The sequence below is a fragment of the Rahnella aceris genome (assembly GCF_011684115.1).
In the GTDB taxonomy this organism is placed as follows: domain Bacteria; phylum Pseudomonadota; class Gammaproteobacteria; order Enterobacterales; family Enterobacteriaceae; genus Rahnella; species Rahnella aceris.
The window spans coordinates 454,569-472,061 of sequence record NZ_JAADJV010000002.1 but is presented as its reverse complement, the minus strand read 5'-3'; the positions used below and the strand labels follow the sequence as shown (position 1 = coordinate 472,061).

Here is a 17,493-nt window from a genome sequence, read left to right as displayed (position 1 = left end):
AACGCCTTCACGCAAGGGGCTTAGTCATCGCCAAGGGTGGCGACCATGACCGCTTTTATGGTGTGCATACGGTTTTCGGCTTCATCAAAAACGATGGAATGCGGAGACTCAAAAACGTCATCCGTCACTTCCAGCCCTTTCATGCCGTAAGCGATTTCCAGTTCTTTGCCGAGGGTGGTTTCTTCGTTATGGAAGGCGGGCAGGCAGTGCATGAATTTGACGTCAGGATTGCCGGTAGCGTTAAGCACCGCCGCATTAACCTGATACGGGGTCATCAGACTGATACGTTCTGCCCAGGCGGTTTTGGCTTCGCCCATTGACACCCAGACATCGGTGTAAAGAAAATCGACGCCCTGTACGCCTTCATCAACGTGCTCTGTCAGCAGGATCCTTGCGCCGGTAGTGCGGGCGATATCGCAGCAGGTCGCGACCAGTGTCTCTTCCGGCCAGAAGGATTTTGGCGCGATCAGACGGATATCCATTCCCATTTTTGCGGCCCCGACCATCAGGGAATTACCCATATTATTTCGGGCATCGCCCAGATAAGCGAAGCTGATCTGACTGAGTTTTTTACCCGGCGAGTGTTCAAGCATGGTCATCAGGTCGGCAAGGATTTGGGTCGGATGAAACTCGTCGGTCAGCCCGTTCCACACCGGTACGCCGGAGAATTCCGCCAGTTCTTCCACCGTCTTTTGTGCAAAACCCCGGTATTCGATGCCGTCATACATTCGCCCCAGCACGCGGGCGGTGTCTTTCATGGATTCCTTGTGTCCGATCTGGCTGCCGCCAGGGCCGAGATAAGTCACGTGTGCGCCCTGATCAAACGCGGCGACTTCAAACGCACAGCGGGTGCGGGTAGAGGTTTTCTCAAAAATCAGCGCGATATTTTTTCCGCGCAGACAAGGGCGTTCCTGACCCGTTTGCTTATCGTCTTTAAGCGTCAGCGCCAGGGTGATCAGTTGCTGAATTTCTTCCGGTGTGAAATCAAGAAGTTTAAGAAAATGACGGTTTTTCAATGTGGTAGTCATAACATCATCCTGAAATAATCAAGTGAGGGCGGGTTATTCCGCGCGGATACAGGTGCCTTTCAGACCGGCCAGAATGGCTTCACCCTCTTCCAGTGCGCCGATCCCCGCCAGCCCGTGGCAGGCGTCGACAAACTGGCAGGCGGCACTGACTTTCGGCCCCATGGATCCGGCGTCGAAGGTCATACCGGCGAGATCCCGTGTAGTGATTTGATGCAGCGGGCGCTGCTCCGGCGTGCCCCAGCCGAGGTACACCGCATCGGCATCGGTCAGGATCAGCAGCGCGTCGGCCTGTAACTGACGCGCCAGCAGCGCCGCCGAAAGGTCTTTGTCGATGACGGCCTCTGCGCCTGCCAGCCCGTCGGCGGTCTGATGAACCGGCACACCGCCGCCGCCGTTACAGATGACCAGATAGTGCTTTTCCAGCAAGTCACGGATGGCATCAATCTCGAGGATGCGCTGCGGTTGAGGAGAGGCGACCACGCGACGGAAATGCTGCCCGTCGGCTTTCATCGCCCAGCCTTTTTCGGCGGCCAGATTTTCCGACTGCGCCTGCGTATAAACCGGACCGATGTATTTCGTCGGCTTATCAAATGCCGGATCGAGCAGGCTGACTTCCACCTGCGTCAGCAGGGTGCAGACGCGACTCTCAGGCAGACAATTTTTCAACGCCTGTTGCAACAGATAGCCGATCATCCCCTGTGTTTGTGCCACCAGAATATCGAGCGGGTAGGGCGCGACTGCCGGATAAGCGCTGTTTTGCAGCGCCAGCAATCCGACCTGCGGGCCGTTGCCGTGCACCAGCACGACGCGCCATTTCTGGCATAGCGCAGCCAGCGTTTCGGCCGCCAGACGGATGTTTTTGCGCTGCAGTTCGGCTTCGAGCGGTTCGCCACGGCGCAACAATGCGTTGCCGCCGAGGGCGACAACCAGAACAGGTTTGTTCATGAAATTTTCCCGGTATAGGTGATCAGATGTCGTCGCGTTCAAGCGGGCAGCTCATGCAACGCGCGCCGCCGCGGCCTCTTCCCAGTTCATCACCCGGAATGGGGAGAACGGTGATTCCGGCTTTGTCGTATTTTTCGTTAGTCCGGGTGTTACGTTCGTAGCCGATGACCACGCCGGGACGCACGGTCAGGACGTTATTGGCGTCATTCCACTGTTCGCGTTCGGCTTCAAAACTGTCGCCACCGGTGGTGATGAGTCTGATGTCGTCAATGCCCAGCGCCTTACCGATTGCCCGCACGAACTGTGGTTCTTCGGTGCGACGCAGGCCACCGTGACCATTGTCGGTCAGCGTCCAGCACAACGTGGTGTCGCGCACCACTTCCGGATACACCGAGAAAGTGTCCAGATCGATATGTGTCATGACGGTATCAAGGTGCATACAGGAACGGTGTTTCGGTAATTGCAGCACAATCACTTTGGTGGCTTGCTGATGTTTGAACAGTGAACGCGCGAGGAACTCCACACCCTGCGGTGTCGTGCGTTCTGATAAACCAATTAATACTGCGCCACGGCCAATGACTAAAACATCGCCACCTTCCAGCGTGGCGTGGTCGTAATTAAATTCGTCGTCGCCAAAGTAAGTAATAAATTCGTTATCGGTAAAGTGCGGGTGCCAGCGATATATGGCCCGTAAATTATTGGTTTCCCGTTTACGCGCTTCCTTTGCCATCGGATTAACTGACACGCCGTTATATATCCAGCAGGAGGTATCACGGGTAAATAAATGATTGGGTAAAGGCTTAATCACGAAGTCATTTAACTGATGCGTATCTGTGACCATATTATGGAATGTATCGGGAATTTCACTGTATGTTAATCCGCCGCTCATAAACCGGGCCGTTTGCCGGTGAGGAAGATCGGCCAGCCAGCCACGAATCTCTTCGGCAAATTGTGGCCCAAGCCGGTAATCCGAGATTTGCCGGCTGAGCAGCCAGTCTTTGGCCTCGCGGTTATCGAGGGTTTCCGTCAGCAGGTCAGTGAACAATAATACTTCCACACCTTGCTGGCGCAAGGTCTGACTGAAGACGTCATGCTCTTTTCCGGCGCGCTCAACGGAAAGTACGTCATCGAATAATAATTCCTGACAATTCGACGGGGTGAGTCGCTGTAAACTTAAATTTGGCCGGTGAAGCATCACGCTGCGAAGTTGGCCTATTTCGGATCCTACATAATGCCGTTTCATATTTATCCCTTTTTATAAAAAGAAGACCAAATAATGTTTTGGGCAAATGAATTACGCGGAGAATAAATAATATATTCAACCTGAAATGGAATGTGCCCGCAACGGAGTGAATAATATTCCGCTCAGGCATTTAATATGTGATTCAGATCGCATCAGAATAAACGGATGAAAGAGGTTATATGTTGATTGATAAGCGTCATTGTTTTATTTATTAGCGGGCGCAGTAAAGTGAATAATAAACGAAATATCAGCGTAATTATTTATCCTGACAGTTAATGACCGATTGAGATAATGTTTACTCAGTTATAATTCGCTAAAAAATAAGGGGTTTATTTCTCGTCTGCATAGAATGTCTTTTTTCATGATTAAATATTTATAAATACTCTGAAACCTTAAATAACTATGATTTATTTGAGGTGTTTTCGGTTTAATTAACTTTGTGATCTGTGAGTGAGTTTTTATAAAAAATCCGTAATACCAACAGGATGAAAGGGCCACACTGAATACGTTTTCAGGGTTTATGCAATCTGGCTGCATAACCATTGTTTACCGGCTACGGGTGATGTTCAGCCACAAAAATATCCCCCAGAAAGTCAAAATTTTGATCCCGCTCTGGCAAGCAGACAGCAAACAGGATTAGTATTTATGAAACGCTGTTTCACTCATGCATTACAAACCCGAGGTTATGATGATCACAGGAAACATCCACGCACTGCATCTCGTCCCTTATCTGCCCGCTGAACTGCGCGAAGCCATTGAATACGTTAAACAACACATCACGCCGGACACCCCGTTGGGTAAACATGATATCCGCGGCAACGACGTTTTTGTGCTGGTTTCCAATGATTCCACTGCGCCACAGGCTGAACGCCGTGCCGAGTTCCACGCACGTAATCTGGATATCCAGATTATCCTCAACGGCACCGAAGGCATGACGTTCAGCAACTTACCGGCAGGGTATGTCGATACCGACTGGCTGGAAGAGAAAGACATCGCGTTCCTGGCTGCCGGTGAGCAGGAAAAAACCATGATCATGCAGACCGGCGATTTCGTGGTGTTTTATCCGGGCGAAGTGCATAAACCGCTGTGCGCCGTCGGCGAACCGGCCAATGTGCGTAAAGCCGTGGTGAAAATGAACGTCAGCGCATTGTCCGCTTAATGCTTATTGTGTAGCGCTTTGTGCGCTTGATCAGCTTCATCCGCCAGCGACGCAGCCTGCCGAGACGTTCCGGCGCTTTGAGTTTGTGTTTGATCCACACCACCTGCCACGGCTGGAGACGCATCTGGCCGTTAAATACTTCTCCGCTAATCAGATCCTTCCCTTCGACCGCCAGCTTCAGCATCTGCGAATGATCGCTGATATTGAATATGCAGCTGATCCGGTCTTCGGTTTTCGGATCATAGCGTTCCATCGCAAACAGCGATTTGCCCAGATCAAACACGCGCTGGCCAGCCTGCGGTGAAAATGCCGGGTGCTCGCGGCGGTGCCTGATGAGTGCCTGTAATCCGTAAAAAATGCGGGCGCGTAAGCCGTCTTTTTTTTCCAGTTCAGCTTCAATATCCATCAGATCCAGCTTTTTACGGTTGATGCGGCGGTTGATCCCGGACTGATGCATGCCGTCGAGATCGTTCTCGCTGCCCAGCAGGCTGTGAATATAAATCGCCGGGACGCCGATAAACGACAATAACAGCGCCTGTGCCGCCAGAAACTTGCGGGCTTTCATCTCGGTATTATCTTCCGGTTCGGTCAGCGCGCTCAGGTAATTAATGTTCAGTTCGTAAGGCGAATGGGTGCCGTCGCCGTTGTCTTTATAGGACACGCGGCCTTCCTTGCGCAGCGTTTCCTGCGCCATGTATTTACGTTCGTCATCGGTCAGGAAGGTTTCGGTCGGACGTAAACCGATGCCGTCGTGGCTGGCAAGGAAGTTGAAATAGGTGGTGTCAGGGTAACGGGCTTCCGCATTCAGGCTTTGCGCCCATTGGGTGAGCGTGGTGGTGTCCTGACGCAAAAAAGCGTGCAAGGTCAGCGGTGGCAGCGGGAACTGATACACCATGTGTGCCTCGTCACCTTCGCCGAAATAACTGATATTTTCGTGGTGCGGGACGTTGGTTTCAGTGATGATCCGCGTGCCGGGGATCACTTCATCGAGAATAGTGCGCCAGACTTTAATGATGTTATGCGCCTGTGGCATGTGAATGCAGCGCGTCCCGGCTTCTTTCCAGATATAACCAATCGCATCGAGGCGGATCGACTGCCCGCCGCTGGCGGCGTATTGCAACAGCACATCAATGCTTTCCAGCAAGACCTGAGGATTCTTGAAATTAATATCGATCTGATCTTCACTAAACGTCGTCCACAGATACAGTTCGGTGCCGTCGGTTTTGATAAATGGCGAGAGCAGCGGCGAAGCGCGCGGGCGTACGACGCGGCTGTAATCCAGCTCGGGATTAGCGGCAATAAAGTAATCTTTGTAATACGGATCGTCATGCAGATAGCCTTTCATCCATTCGCTTGAGCGGGAAATATGGTTGATCACGCAATCAAACATCAGGTTGAAATTGGCCGAAAGGTGATGAATATCTGACCAGCCGCCAAGATGTTCATCGATCCGCCGGTAGTCAATGACGCTAAAGCCGTCGTCTGAACTGTACGGATACATCGGCAGAATATGGATGTCGCTGATAATGTCGCGCAGATAAGTGTTAGCGAAATGATTGAGCGTCGCCAGCGGCGGTTGCTCGCCGTGACGGATATTATCGCCATAAGTAATCAGATAAATATTGGTACCATCCACCCAGCGGGTGGTGCGGTGTTTGCCGTAATTCCATTTGTCGGCGAGATGCAGGATTTTTTTCAGCAGGTCGGCGATGTGTTCCCGGGGGTAAATCCTGCTTAACAGGCTTTCCAGCCGCAGAACATACTCAAGATTGACTGAGCTCATATCGGTTCCTTCTTCTGCATTTTTGTTTTTTTGACCAAAGCGCTTTAAAAAGGTTAGCTGAAAATGCAGTCTTCTGGCGGGAACGGGCGGGATAAAGTGCAAAACGATGTAAAGATTGCAGCGTGCAGGAAGTGTATCCTTACTGCACGCCCGGGGGAAATCAGTCGTTACCGAGGGTGGCAACCATCACCGCTTTGATGGTATGCAGACGGTTTTCAGCCTGATCAAATACTACGCTGTGGCTGGATTCAAAGACTTCATCGGTGACTTCCATGCCGCCGTGCAGGCCATACTCTTCCGCCATTTGTTTGCCCAGCGTGGTCTGGTCGTCATGGAAGGCTGGCAGACAGTGCAGGAATTTCACCTGCGGATTGCCGGTCAGCGCCAGCATCGCGCTGTTGACCTGATAAGGGCGTAGCAAATTAATACGCTCTTTCCAGACTTCTTTCGGCTCGCCCATGGAAACCCACACGTCGGTATACAGGAAATCAGCCTCTTTCACGCCGGTCGCAATATCTTCGGTCAGGGTAATGCTGCCGCCATTTTCTTTCGCCAGGTGCTCACAGGTGGCGACCAGTTCTGCTTCCGGCCAGCAGGCCGACGGTGCGACAAGGCGCAAATCCAGACCGCATAATGCGGCGGCTTCCAGCAGCGAATTGCCCATATTGTTACGGGTGTCGCCCAGATAGGCCAGACGCATGCCTTTCAGTGGCTGGCCCGGCAGGTGTTCCTGCATGGTCAGCAGGTCAGCCAGCAACTGCGTCGGGTGGAATTCGTTGGTTAAGCCATTCCACACGGGGACGCCGGCATATTGCGCCAGAATTTCCACTTTATCCTGACCGTAACCGCGATACTGAATACCGTCGTACATGCGGCCAAGGACGCGGGCAGTATCTTTCATCGATTCTTTGTGGCCGATCTGGCTGCCGCTTGGGCCGAGATAGGTGACTTTCGCCCCCTGATCGTATGCGGCAACTTCGAAAGAGCATCGGGTGCGGGTTGAGTCTTTTTCGAAGATGAGCGCGATGTTTTTGCCTTGCAGGCGGGCTTTTTCGGTGCCGTTTTTCTTAGCCGCTTTTAATTCTGCGGAGAGTTTCAGCAGTGACGAAATCTCTGACGGGGTAAAATCCAGTAACCTGAGAAAATGACGTTTACTCAACAAACTCATGATGTCGCTCCATAGCGCATAAGCATTTCGGATTGAATTTAAATTCAATTTAACTGGATGAATATGCAAATACAACCCCGCAGCAAAAACTTTGTCGTTTATAGTGGAGACGCGCCCTGCGGTGTGTGAAAATAGCGTACAAACGTCACATTGATTGAGGACAGAGATATGGCAAACCGTGAATTGCTGGAAGAACAACGTGAAGAGACTCGCTTAATCATCGAAGAACTGCTGGATGATGGCAGTGATCCTGACGCGCTTTACACTATCGAACACCACTTATCTTCAGAGAAGTTTGAAGTTCTGGAGAAAGCAGCAGTTGAAGCATTCAAACTGGGTTATGAAGTCACTGACGCTGAAGAACTGGAAGTGGAAGATGGTTCAACCGTGATGTGCTGCGACGTGATCAGTGAAATCGCGCTGAAAGCGGAGTTGATCGACATCCAGGTTGAGCAACTGATGAATCTGGCCGAGGCCAACGGCGTCAACTATGACGGCTGGGGCACTTACTTCGAAGGCGATGACGACGAAGAAGGTGAAGAAGGCGAAGACGAAGATTTCGTTGATGAAGATGATGACGGAAAACGTCATTAATCTGAATGCCTCCCCCTTCGCAGGGGGAGGCGTTAATTAAAGCACGTCCCCGTTACTCTCAATCACTTTCTGATACCAGCCGAAACTCTCCTTTTTCGAGCGTGCCATTGTGCCGCTGCCATCATCGTTTTTATCGACGTGAATGAAGCCATAACGTTTGCTGTACTGCCCGGTGGTAAACGACACGCAGTCGATGCAGCCCCACGGCGTATAACCCATCAGATCCACGCCGTCTTCCAGCACGGCTTTTTTCATCTGCGCGATGTGTGCTTTCAGATACGCAATGCGGTAATCATCGTGAATGACGCCGTCATCACCCGCTTTGTCGATCGCACCAAAGCCATTCTCGACAATAAACAGCGGCTTCTGATAACGCTCGTACAAAATATTCAGGGTGTAACGTAGCCCGACGGGATCAATCTGCCAGCCCCAGTCAGACGCTTTCACATGCGGATTCGGCACGCTGCCCGCAAAACCTGACAAGCCATTATCATCACTCGGATTGTGCGCTGAAATGGCGTTGCTCATGTAATAGCTCAGGCCGATGTAATCCGCACAGCCATCGCGAAGTGCCTGTAAATCGCCATCTTCCATTTTGATGTTGAAGCCGCGACGTTCCCACTCTTTCAGCGCATACGCCGGGTAATAACCGCGCATATGGACGTCGCTGAACAGGAAGCGTTCGTGCATTGCTTCAACGGAATACATCACGTCGTCAGGATGGCAGGAGAACGGATAGAGCGGCACCATGGCGATCATGCAGCCAATCTGAAAATCAGGGTTGATGTCATGGCCAAGTTTCACCACTTTAGCGCTGGCCACGAACTGATGATGCAGCACCTGATACATCGTCTCTTCCGGATTTTCCTCCTCGGTAAATACCACGCCGGAGCAGCAATAACCGAACAGCGGATATTTCCAGTTACGCTGGTTATTGATCTCGTTGAAGGTCATCCAGTATTTCACTTTGCCTTTGTAACGCTCCATCACCACCTGGCTGAAACGCACAAAGAAATCGACGACCTGACGGTTTTTCCAGCCGCCGTATTCCTTCACCAGATGCCACGGCATTTCGAAGTGGGAGAGGGTGATTACCGGCTCAATATTGTGTTTGAGCAACTCATCAAACATATCGTCATAAAATTGCAGACCGGCTTCGTTTGGCTGTAATTCGTCACCGTTCGGGAAGATGCGCGTCCAGGCAATCGAGGTGCGGAAGCATTTGAAACCCATTTCGGCGAACAACGCGATGTCTTCTTTGTAGTGCGAGTAGAAATCGACGGCTTCGTGGTTCGGATAGCTGTAGCCGTCAAGCACGCCGTCGGTCATCACCCGGTCAACGCCGTGCGCGCCGCCGGAAAGGACGTCGCAAATGCTGATGCCTTTGCCGCCCTGGTTCCAGCCGCCTTCCACCTGATGCGCCGCTACCGCGCCGCCCCACAAGAAATCTTTCGGTAACTGATGATTCATTTGATTCTCCCTGGATACTTGATGAGGGCAGATTGCTTCTGCCCTGTAGATCGTAATGTCAGATTTAATTCATTTCAGCCTGCGCAGCCCGACGGGTTTCTGCCGGTACTTTTTGGGTCGCGGTAACATCGGGTTCATCTTTGAAACCGACCAGCCAGGTGAACAACGCACCGAGCACAAAGGCGACGCTAATGGACAACAGGAAACCGAGGAACTGTGGCATATGACCTTCTTTGAAGAACACCGGCAGTACGGCAATCCCCGGCAGGCAGTAGCTCCATGAAACTGCATTAAAGGAACCGGCAATCGCACCGCCAATCCCTCCTGCGACACAACTGCACAGGAAAGGTTTTTTCAGGCGCAGCGCCACACCATAAATAGCGGGTTCAGTGATACCGAACAGGCCGGTGACGCCCGCAGACAATGAGATCCCTTTCATTTCGCGGCTGCGGGTTTTCAGATACACGCCAAACATGCTGCCGGTCATCGCGAAGACGGCAGAAGCCTGCAGGCCGGTAAAAGTGTCGTAACCCAGCGTCGCGTAGTTGCCGACGGTGACCGGCGTAATGCCCCAGTGAACGCCAAGTGTGACCAGCGGCTGCCAGAATGCGCCCACCACGAAACCTGCAATGGTCGGGCTCAGGTGATAAAGGGTGTTATAAACGCCGCCAATCGCGCCACCGATCAGGTTTCCGACCGGGCCAAACACCAGCAGGGTCATCGGCACCATAATCGCGATACAGAACATCGGTGTGAACAGGTTGCGGATCACCACCGGCAGCACTTTATTGAAGAAGTGCTCGATGTAAGACATTGCCCAGACCATCAGAATGATCGGGATAACCGACGCGGTATAGCTCAGGTATTTCACCGGAATACCGAGGAAATCGAGCGTTGGTGCGGAAACCGGAATACCGACCACGTTCTGCAGGATATTCGCAATATCAGGATTGCTGACCGCTTCACGCATCAGTTGCTGCATGGCCGGATCGGCGGAGTTGATCGACGTTATCTTAAAGGCCGTCAGCATATTCATGTAATCGGGGCTGATCAGCGCGCAGGCTGTAATGACTGCGGTGAAAGGATTGACGTTGAATTTTTTCGCGGCGGTGAAAGCAATCATCACCGGCAGGAAGGTAAAGGCCGTCCACGACACAAAATTAAGAATACGGTAGGTACCGCTGCTGGCGTCCATAATGCCGATGGCAGCCAGGAAGGAAATAATCCCCTGCAAAATACCGCAGGCGGCAAGCTGATAAAGGAAAGGCGTAAAGATGCTGGATATCACGTCCATGACGCGGCTGACAATACCCACATTCGGTGCAGAAACCGGTGCATTTTCATCAATCTGGATCAGTTTCAGCACCTGCTTGTACGCGTCGCTCACGTGATTGCCAATCACCACCTGCATTTGTCCGCCGGCCTCGATAACGGTGATAACGCCTTTCACTCGTTTTAATTCTTCTTTATCGACGGCTTTATTATCTTTCAGAGCAAAGCGTAAACGTGTGGCGCAATGTGTGATGCTAATCACATTATTATCGCCACCAATATATTTAACAATATCCTGAGCGGTCTGAGCGTAATCAATAGCCATTGTTTATTATTCTCCTGCGGGAATACAGAGGTGAGCTTTTTTGTTTTTTTACTCGTCGGCAGGAGTGTAGCAAAAGAAAAGGTATTGTCACGATATAACAAAAATCAAATCGGGTGATTTGTTACTTATTAAAAACACCCTGTTTTTTCATTGCGCTGAGTCACGTTTTATTAACGGTAATTTCTTGCCGATGGTCTCAATAATATAAAGTACCGGGATCTGCGTGGTAATATTATATTGTCCTTCGAGGACTATTTGCGGCATGTGATAAGAGATGTTGAGGTCTGCAAGCCGCGCCAGTGTTGAGTTCTCGCTGTTAGTGAGGCTGATGATTTTGCAATTATGCTGGCTGAACTGCGTAGCAAAACGCAGCACTTCTTCCGTTTCACCCGAGACAGAAAGAATAATAGCGATAGCGTCTTTATACATATCACTGTTGATCGGGAAATAAGGATCATCAATAAAGGTACTGAATTTTCCGACATTAGAGAAAAAGCGTGCGCTGTATTTTCCTAATGAACCTGATGTCCCGACGCCGACAAATATAATACGCTGCGCATTGGCAATCTGGCGGGCGGCCTTTTCTAATAATTCATCAAAATCACTGTTATTAATACTTTTGAAATAACTGATGATCTCACTGATGCCAAACGACACCGGCGGCTTTTCTTCATGCTCTAAAAACAACTTGAAACGGATACGAAATTCGGAATAACCGTCGCAATCCATTTTCTTGCAGAAGCGCAAAACTGTCGTGGTCGAGACACCTGCGGCATCCGCCAGTTCACGAATGGTCATGTACATGACTTTATCGCCGTTTTTGACGATGTAGTTGTAGACCGTCAGTTCCAGTTCGTTTAACGCGGAAATGGCTTTATGTGTGAACATTCAGATGCCTGTTTGCAAAGCGCGAATAAAGAACGTCAACGGTGTCAGAGGTGTTTTAACATCGTCACTTCACAATCGACATGGCCGGTGTTGCCGAGGGCGCAGTCAATGTGATGGAAACCCAGACGTTCATACAGCGCAATCGCCTGGGTCAGACTGGCGGTGGTTTCCAGATAGCAGCGGGCAAAGCCCTGCTGGCGTGCATGTTCAATGGCCTGTAAGGCCAGTCGTTTTGCCAGCCCCTGACCGCGCAGTGCTGGCATAAAATACATCTTCTGCAATTCACACAGATCGTTATCTGCACCGGATAAGGGTGCGACGCCGCCACCGCCCGCGACCACCCCGTCCAGTTCTACCACCCAGTAGGCACAACGGGGCTGGCTGTAGGTTTCAAACAGGTGATCCAGATTCGGGTCAGCGACGGTATAGCCTTTATCGGCGGTCAGGCCAAATTCGGCAGAAACGTGGCGGATCACGTTAGCGATGGCAGCGTTATCTTCATGGCGTATCGGGCGCACCCGCACGCTGACAGGAAGGGAGGTCGTCATGTTACTCACTCAGTTTCAATAACAGGCAAACAAACAGACCGTTTTAATACCATTTTAGGGCGTGCTGATGCAACGCCGCAGGCGTTTCCCGATGATTTTACTTATCCCAAATGCGAATTTTTTTCATTGGCAGAGGGAATAATTCGTTGCCTGAAAGGTCAGAGACATGATTAAATCTTCATCGTTACACAATGTGCTCTGCCACCTTTCTTTATTTTAAGAAGGGCGGCTTCCCATTCCTTTCAGGACGAAAGATAAAAATGTCAGATAATAATCAATATAACGATAACCTGCATCAGGTACGTTTTCATGGCAAGGGCGGAGAGTATTTCGCAATATGGCTGGTTAATGCATTATTAACCATCATCACTCTGGGGATTTATTCGGCATGGGCGACCGTTCGCCGTCGTCGTTATTTCCTCGGTAATACCGAAATTAATGGCGACCGTTTTGATTACCACGCAAAACCCGTTCAGATATTGAAAGGACGTTTGCTGGTGATTGGCGGCATTATCGTCTTTTATATTCTGGCCGCACTGCTGCCTCAGCTGGCTCTGTTGATTGCGCTGGTTTTCCTCGCGCTATTGCCCTGGGTGATTATCCGCAGCTGGCGTTATAACGCGATCATGACCAGTTACCGTGGTGTGCGTTTTAACTATCACTGCAAAACAGGCCGTGCGTACTGGACAATGTATCTGTGTCCGATTCTGTTAATGCTGGCGCTGTATATTCCGATCACTGCGGTGGTATTAATTGCCGTTCAGATGGCCAGTATCAGCGCGATTCTGATCAGCGTGGTATTAGTGGCGGTGGCATTGGTACCGGGTGTGGCAGCGGTGCAGGGTATTATCAGCGCCATGACACACGATCTGTATGTGAATAATCTCTTTTTCGGCAATACCGCTTTCCGCGCTGATCTGAAAAAAGCCGCATTTATTAAATATAGCCTGCTGGGCATTGTGTTATTCCTGCCTTTCCTGATCATCGCCCTGTGGCTGATGGGTTCCTTCTTCACTACGCTGTTACAGATGGCTTATATGGGGGGCATGTCTGAAGACATGGCGGGCATGATGCTGATGAGCAATTTATTCAGCTTCATTCTGGCCTTCATCATCATGTTTGTCGGCGCGCTGGTGGTGGCGAGCTATCAGGTGGTGGCTGTGCGCAATTACGTCTTTAACCAGACGCAAATCGGTGACCGCGTGAAACTGCGTTCATCCATGAAAACGATGTCTTATCTGGGTCTGCTGTTCACCAATGCGCTGATTGTGGTCTGCTCGCTGGGGCTGGCAACGCCTGTCGCCCATGTCCGTTCCGCCCGCTATATGGCAGCCTGCACGGCGGTGACCGGTGATTTATCCCTGCTGGAAGTTCAGGCGCATGCTGACACCGCCAACACGGCAGTGGCAGAAGAAGTGACTCAGGCGTTCGACCTTGGCGTCGGAATGTAATGCATGATCATTGAAGGCTTTTATCAGCCTCCTGGACGGGCAGCTCGCAAGGCTGCCCGCCTTTTTTTGGGCGGCGACCCGTGTCTGACGCTGGAAGCTGAAAACCTGAACCCGACTTTTTCTCTCAGCGAGATCGAGGTTTCTGATGCGCTGGGCACGATCCCGCTGTTTCTCACTTTTCCCGATGGTGGCCGTTTTGTGCCTGCCGATGACGGTGCATTTCGTCACTGGTTACGGCAGCATCGCCGGCCCGGCTGGGTATACCGCATGGAAAGCCATAAGCGCGGGGTGCTCCTCACCTTACTGGCGACCTGCCTGCTGATTTTCTTTTATATCTACGGTTTATTGCCGTGGGCCAGCAATGTGATTGCGCAGCGAATTCCCACCACTGTTGAGCAAAACCTCGGGCGTCATACGCTGACACTGCTCAGCGCCAGTGATTTCCGGGATTCGGCGTTGCCTGCCGATAAACAGAAAGCACTTCAGCAGCTTTTCCAGCAGGTGATCCCGCCGTCATTACGCACCGACCGTACGCCGGTCCGGCTGAAGCTGATGAATATTCCCGATGTGGCTAACGCTTTCATGCTGACGGACGGCACGCTGATCCTCAGCGATAAACTGGTGGCGCTTAGCCCGGGTGATGACGCGCTGGCAGGGGTAATGCTGCATGAGATGGGACATCACGCTTACCGGCATCCCATGCGCATGCTGGTGCGTTCCTCGCTGGTGTCCCTCACGCTGTTATGGATGACCGGCGATGTCAGCGGCATTGGCGATACCTTATTACAAACGGCATCGCTGGCGAATGAACTGCAATTTTCCCGCGGTATGGAGCGTGAAGCGGATAACTGGGCGATAGCAGAAATGAAGCGGGAAGGGCGCTCGCTTGAGCAAATGGCGGAAATATACAGCAGGGTATCCGCAGAATCGCAGAAGGAGAAAGCGGACGGCGTGTTACCTGACTGGCTCAGCACACATCCTGCGATGCAGTCACGTATCGGGCATATCAGGGATGCGGCAAAGGAGTAGTGATGATCTAAAACCTCTGACGGGTCCGCGAAAGAACCCGTCAGAACGTGAAGTCTTACTCGTAGGTCACCGTAAAATTCGCGACTGCATTCGCCGATAGCATTAAGTATCTTCAACTCAACGACTTCAGATGAAAAAGCAAAGTCGGGCGAAGATAACAATTTGGAAAAACTGATCAGGTCGTTAATAAGACTTGCGGGTATCAGCGTTACTTCCAGAACTGTGCTTTTGTTTTTATTATCTTTTCATCCTATTTTCTATTTCCTCTGATGATTTTTATAATTATTATTATTTATAATAAACATTTATTTCCGGTTTTGATTGGCCAGCTTTAATAACATATTGTTTTTTAGGCACTCCGCTAATTTTTTTACTGTCATGCCCGTTGATACTTTTTCGTCGGATTGCCTCCCGCGCTGTTATGAAATATCCCATTATATTTCAACTGGATAATGCGAGGTACTGGTATTGTTTAGTCTGTACATTTAATGTGGTGTATGTTCTAAAGTTATTTAATTACTAGTATTTTTGTTTGCGAATATATAGGTTTTTGCATGTAATTCAAGGTTAAAACATTGTTCGTTAACTTTACTAAAATATTAATTAAGGAGATCGGCTGTATTGTTATCCCTGTGATGCACTATTATCTGCCCCAGAAGTAAGGGCGCGTAATTATTTTACAGAACTTACTGCTTTATTAAATCGGACAGTACTGTCTATGAAATGTAAACTCAAAAAGCAAAGGGATATGTTGATGAAAATGAATACCTATTTTAAAGTGGGTCTGTTAGCTGCAGGCCTGGCTGCTGCAAGTGTTCATGCGGCAGATGAGTCTGGTAGCCTGAAATTCAAAGGTGAAATTATTGCCGGTGCATGTACGGTTGATGGTGAACTTGCACCGATCGCATTTGGTGATGTTTCAGGCAGTGCAATTGTTGATGGCTCCGTTGCAAAACAAGACATCACGATTAACCTGACCGGTTGCCCGGCCGTAGCGAATGTGAAGTTGACCACCAACGGTGATAAAGACGTCACCAACAATAAATTACTGAAATTATCTGATTCTTCTTTAGCAACGGGCTTTGGTATTGGTCTGTATAACGAAGATGGCAGCGAATTGGCAGTTCAGACAGAATCGAACCCAGTGGCTGTAAATCCAGAACTGGGTACCGCAGTAATTAACCTGAAAGCAGCTCCGGTTAAAGTGGGCGAATCTGTAACTGGTGGCGCATTTGATGCAACGACCAGTTTCACTCTGTCTTACAATTAATAAAATAAGTGAATTTTTAATTCGCTGATATTTGAATATATAAAGGATTATCTCATGAAAATGAAAATGGTTTCAGCAGCTGTATTTGTATTTGCTGCACTGAGTTCTCAGGCTGCATTCGCTATTGATGGTACACTTAATTTTACCGGTACCGTTAAATCTACTGCTTGTTCTCTGGAGTCAAAAGATTTGACTGTAACTATTGAGAAAGTAGCAGCATCTACCCTTAATGCATTAGCTGTTGGTGAAACTACTCCGGGTGCATCAGAGCCATTTAGTCTGGTATTGCGTGGTTGCCCTGCATCCGTGACGAGCGCAAACGTGAAGTTTAAAGGCAACTCAAGTACCTCTAACCAGTTTACTGATGCAACTCCTAGTGCTGTAGGTACTATCATCAAAGCAGCCGATGGTACTCTTCAGGTTCCAAATACTGATATGCCGGCTGCCCTGGTTGAAGGGGATAACACCCTTAACTATGTTGCTGCTCTGACTCGTACCAAGACTAGTAATGTTGGCACCGGCTCCTGGACTCTTAATCTTCCGTTCGAAATTACTTATCAATAATTTTGAATCTTAATAAATATACGGAATAAGGTGACTTATTCCGTTTTTTTTCGAGGTATTGTATGAAACGTGCAGCCATTTTTATATGTGGCCTGTTAGGGTTATGTTTTATTTTTCAGGCTACCGCTGGTGTAACAGTGGGTGCTACGCGAGTTGTTTTCTCCAGTGATATGAAAGAAACATCGCTTTCTGTTAATAATACAGGCATCGACTCAGTTTTTTTGGTCCGCTCCTGGGTCAGCAATTTTGAGGATGAAAGTAAAGCAAGCATACCCTTTATCGCTACCCCGCCACTTTTCAGAATTGAAAAGAACCAAAATAGCATTATTCGTATTGCGCTGAAATCTGCCGCTGGTTTGCCACAAGATCGGGAATCAATTTACTGGATGAATGTTCTGGTGATACCACCATCACAAAAGAAAAGTGATGAAGGCGGTAGCTTACAGTTCTCAGTGAATAACCGATTGAAATTGATTTATCGTCCTGCCGCGTTAAACAATCAAGATTTAAAAGATATATATTCAAAGGTTAAATTCAGCCGCTCGGGCGAAGGTCTAACTGTGACTAACCCTACGCCATATTACGTCTCATTCGGTAAAATTACTGTAAACAACTCACCAGTAACTGAAAGTGTTATGGTTCCGCCTTTGGCAAGTACGAAAATAAAAAAAGCGCCTATGGGTAATGACGTCTCCTGGACGGTTATTGATGATTACGGCGGAATCTCAAAACTAAGTCATGCCAAAATTTAAATTT

Annotated in this window: 16 protein-coding genes; 7 read left to right on the top strand and 9 right to left on the bottom strand. The window is 49.7% G+C overall.

What is annotated here, in order from left to right; translation table 11 throughout:
• Nucleotides 1-20 precede the first annotated feature (20 nt).
• The 3 genes from argF (GW591_RS14480) to arcA are packed head-to-tail and all read right to left on the bottom strand — an operon-like array spanning nucleotide 21 to nucleotide 3,216.
• Nucleotides 21-1,028 carry an ornithine carbamoyltransferase gene (gene argF / locus GW591_RS14480; protein WP_013577167.1) on the bottom strand — a complete coding sequence of 336 codons (1,008 nt, stop codon included), beginning with the start codon at nucleotides 1,026-1,028 and terminating at the stop codon, nucleotides 21-23.
• A 33-nt stretch (nucleotides 1,029-1,061) separates the two neighbouring features.
• Nucleotides 1,062-1,973, bottom strand: a complete 912-nt coding sequence (gene arcC, locus GW591_RS14475; protein WP_013577166.1) for a carbamate kinase — start codon at nucleotides 1,971-1,973, stop codon at nucleotides 1,062-1,064.
• Nucleotides 1,974-1,995: 22 nt separating this feature from the next.
• Entirely contained in the window at nucleotides 1,996-3,216 is a 1,221-nt protein-coding gene (gene arcA, locus GW591_RS14470; RefSeq protein WP_126125222.1) for an arginine deiminase, read from the bottom strand.
• 688 nt (nucleotides 3,217-3,904) lie between these two features.
• Between arcA and GW591_RS14465 the strand changes: the two genes are divergently transcribed.
• The gene (locus GW591_RS14465) at nucleotides 3,905-4,375 is read left to right on the top strand and encodes a YhcH/YjgK/YiaL family protein (protein ID WP_013577164.1); all 471 of its coding nucleotides are present in this window, start codon (nucleotides 3,905-3,907) and stop codon (nucleotides 4,373-4,375) included.
• Here the strand turns inward: GW591_RS14465 and GW591_RS14460 are convergent.
• Both GW591_RS14460 and argF (GW591_RS14455) read right to left on the bottom strand, forming a co-directional pair.
• Nucleotides 4,356-6,158: a sugar phosphorylase gene (locus GW591_RS14460; protein ID WP_013577163.1), complete on the bottom strand. Its 1,803-nt coding sequence runs from the start codon at nucleotides 6,156-6,158 to the stop codon at nucleotides 4,356-4,358. The two genes, GW591_RS14465 and GW591_RS14460, sit on opposite strands and share 20 nt — an antisense overlap.
• 160 nt (nucleotides 6,159-6,318) lie before the next feature.
• Nucleotides 6,319-7,326 carry an ornithine carbamoyltransferase gene (gene argF / locus GW591_RS14455; RefSeq protein WP_037035102.1) on the bottom strand — a complete coding sequence of 336 codons (1,008 nt, stop codon included), beginning with the start codon at nucleotides 7,324-7,326 and terminating at the stop codon, nucleotides 6,319-6,321.
• Nucleotides 7,327-7,494: 168 nt separating this feature from the next.
• Here argF (GW591_RS14455) and rraB point away from each other — a divergent pair, with 168 nt between their 5' ends.
• A complete protein-coding gene (rraB, locus tag GW591_RS14450; RefSeq protein WP_037035103.1) occupies nucleotides 7,495-7,920 on the top strand; it encodes a ribonuclease E inhibitor RraB in 426 nt (141 codons plus the stop codon).
• 36 nt (nucleotides 7,921-7,956) lie between these two features.
• Here the strand turns inward: rraB and GW591_RS14445 are convergent, their stop codons facing one another.
• From GW591_RS14445 to GW591_RS14430, 4 genes are all read right to left on the bottom strand, one after another.
• Nucleotides 7,957-9,390: a 6-phospho-beta-glucosidase gene (locus tag GW591_RS14445; protein ID WP_013577160.1), complete on the bottom strand. Its 1,434-nt coding sequence runs from the start codon at nucleotides 9,388-9,390 to the stop codon at nucleotides 7,957-7,959.
• A gap of 64 nt (nucleotides 9,391-9,454) precedes the next feature.
• Entirely contained in the window at nucleotides 9,455-10,987 is a 1,533-nt protein-coding gene (locus GW591_RS14440) for a PTS transporter subunit EIIC (RefSeq protein WP_166860872.1), read from the bottom strand.
• Nucleotides 10,988-11,134: 147 nt separating this feature from the next.
• Nucleotides 11,135-11,875, bottom strand: coding sequence for a MurR/RpiR family transcriptional regulator (locus GW591_RS14435; protein WP_013577158.1), 741 nt, complete (start codon nucleotides 11,873-11,875; stop codon nucleotides 11,135-11,137).
• 44 nt (nucleotides 11,876-11,919) lie between these two features.
• Complete coding sequence (locus GW591_RS14430; protein ID WP_013577157.1) at nucleotides 11,920-12,423, bottom strand: GNAT family N-acetyltransferase; 504 nt, start codon at nucleotides 12,421-12,423, stop codon at nucleotides 11,920-11,922.
• Nucleotides 12,424-12,683: 260 nt separating this feature from the next.
• Between GW591_RS14430 and GW591_RS14425 the strand changes: the two genes are divergently transcribed.
• From GW591_RS14425 to GW591_RS14405, 5 genes are all read left to right on the top strand, one after another.
• Entirely contained in the window at nucleotides 12,684-13,874 is a 1,191-nt protein-coding gene (locus GW591_RS14425; protein WP_013577156.1) for a YjgN family protein, read from the top strand.
• Between the two features lie 3 nt (nucleotides 13,875-13,877).
• Entirely contained in the window at nucleotides 13,878-14,903 is a 1,026-nt protein-coding gene (locus GW591_RS14420; RefSeq protein WP_013577155.1) for a M48 family metallopeptidase, read from the top strand.
• A gap of 754 nt (nucleotides 14,904-15,657) precedes the next feature.
• A complete protein-coding gene (locus GW591_RS14415) occupies nucleotides 15,658-16,173 on the top strand; it encodes a fimbrial protein (RefSeq protein ID WP_015690498.1) in 516 nt (171 codons plus the stop codon).
• A 54-nt stretch (nucleotides 16,174-16,227) separates the two neighbouring features.
• Nucleotides 16,228-16,737 (top strand): fimbrial protein, encoded by a 510-nt coding sequence (locus GW591_RS14410; RefSeq protein WP_013577153.1) that lies wholly within the window; start codon nucleotides 16,228-16,230, stop codon nucleotides 16,735-16,737.
• Nucleotides 16,738-16,799: 62 nt separating this feature from the next.
• Nucleotides 16,800-17,489 (top strand): fimbrial biogenesis chaperone, encoded by a 690-nt coding sequence (locus GW591_RS14405; RefSeq protein WP_013577152.1) that lies wholly within the window; start codon nucleotides 16,800-16,802, stop codon nucleotides 17,487-17,489.
• Nucleotides 17,490-17,493: the final 4 nt, after the last annotated feature.

What these genes read in the sequence shown, in the direction of transcription:
- GW591_RS14420 (WP_013577155.1), top strand. Translation starts at nt 13,878, where the DNA reads ATGATCATTGAAGGCTTTTATCAGCCTCCTGGACGGGCAGCTCGCAAG.
- rraB (WP_037035103.1), top strand. Translation starts at nt 7,495, where the DNA reads ATGGCAAACCGTGAATTGCTGGAAGAACAACGTGAAGAGACTCGCTTA.
- argF (WP_013577167.1), bottom strand. Translation starts at nt 1,028, where the DNA reads ATGACTACCACATTGAAAAACCGTCATTTTCTTAAACTTCTTGATTTC.
- GW591_RS14430 (WP_013577157.1), bottom strand. Translation starts at nt 12,423, where the DNA reads ATGACGACCTCCCTTCCTGTCAGCGTGCGGGTGCGCCCGATACGCCAT.
- GW591_RS14440 (WP_166860872.1), bottom strand. Translation starts at nt 10,987, where the DNA reads ATGGCTATTGATTACGCTCAGACCGCTCAGGATATTGTTAAATATATT.
- GW591_RS14445 (WP_013577160.1), bottom strand. Translation starts at nt 9,390, where the DNA reads ATGAATCATCAGTTACCGAAAGATTTCTTGTGGGGCGGCGCGGTAGCG.
- argF (WP_037035102.1), bottom strand. Translation starts at nt 7,326, where the DNA reads ATGAGTTTGTTGAGTAAACGTCATTTTCTCAGGTTACTGGATTTTACC.
- arcC (WP_013577166.1), bottom strand. Translation starts at nt 1,973, where the DNA reads ATGAACAAACCTGTTCTGGTTGTCGCCCTCGGCGGCAACGCATTGTTG.
- GW591_RS14460 (WP_013577163.1), bottom strand. Translation starts at nt 6,158, where the DNA reads ATGAGCTCAGTCAATCTTGAGTATGTTCTGCGGCTGGAAAGCCTGTTA.
- arcA (WP_126125222.1), bottom strand. Translation starts at nt 3,216, where the DNA reads ATGAAACGGCATTATGTAGGATCCGAAATAGGCCAACTTCGCAGCGTG.
- GW591_RS14405 (WP_013577152.1), top strand. Translation starts at nt 16,800, where the DNA reads ATGAAACGTGCAGCCATTTTTATATGTGGCCTGTTAGGGTTATGTTTT.
- GW591_RS14435 (WP_013577158.1), bottom strand. Translation starts at nt 11,875, where the DNA reads ATGTTCACACATAAAGCCATTTCCGCGTTAAACGAACTGGAACTGACG.
- GW591_RS14465 (WP_013577164.1), top strand. Translation starts at nt 3,905, where the DNA reads ATGATCACAGGAAACATCCACGCACTGCATCTCGTCCCTTATCTGCCC.
- GW591_RS14410 (WP_013577153.1), top strand. Translation starts at nt 16,228, where the DNA reads ATGAAAATGAAAATGGTTTCAGCAGCTGTATTTGTATTTGCTGCACTG.
- GW591_RS14415 (WP_015690498.1), top strand. Translation starts at nt 15,658, where the DNA reads ATGAAAATGAATACCTATTTTAAAGTGGGTCTGTTAGCTGCAGGCCTG.
- GW591_RS14425 (WP_013577156.1), top strand. Translation starts at nt 12,684, where the DNA reads ATGTCAGATAATAATCAATATAACGATAACCTGCATCAGGTACGTTTT.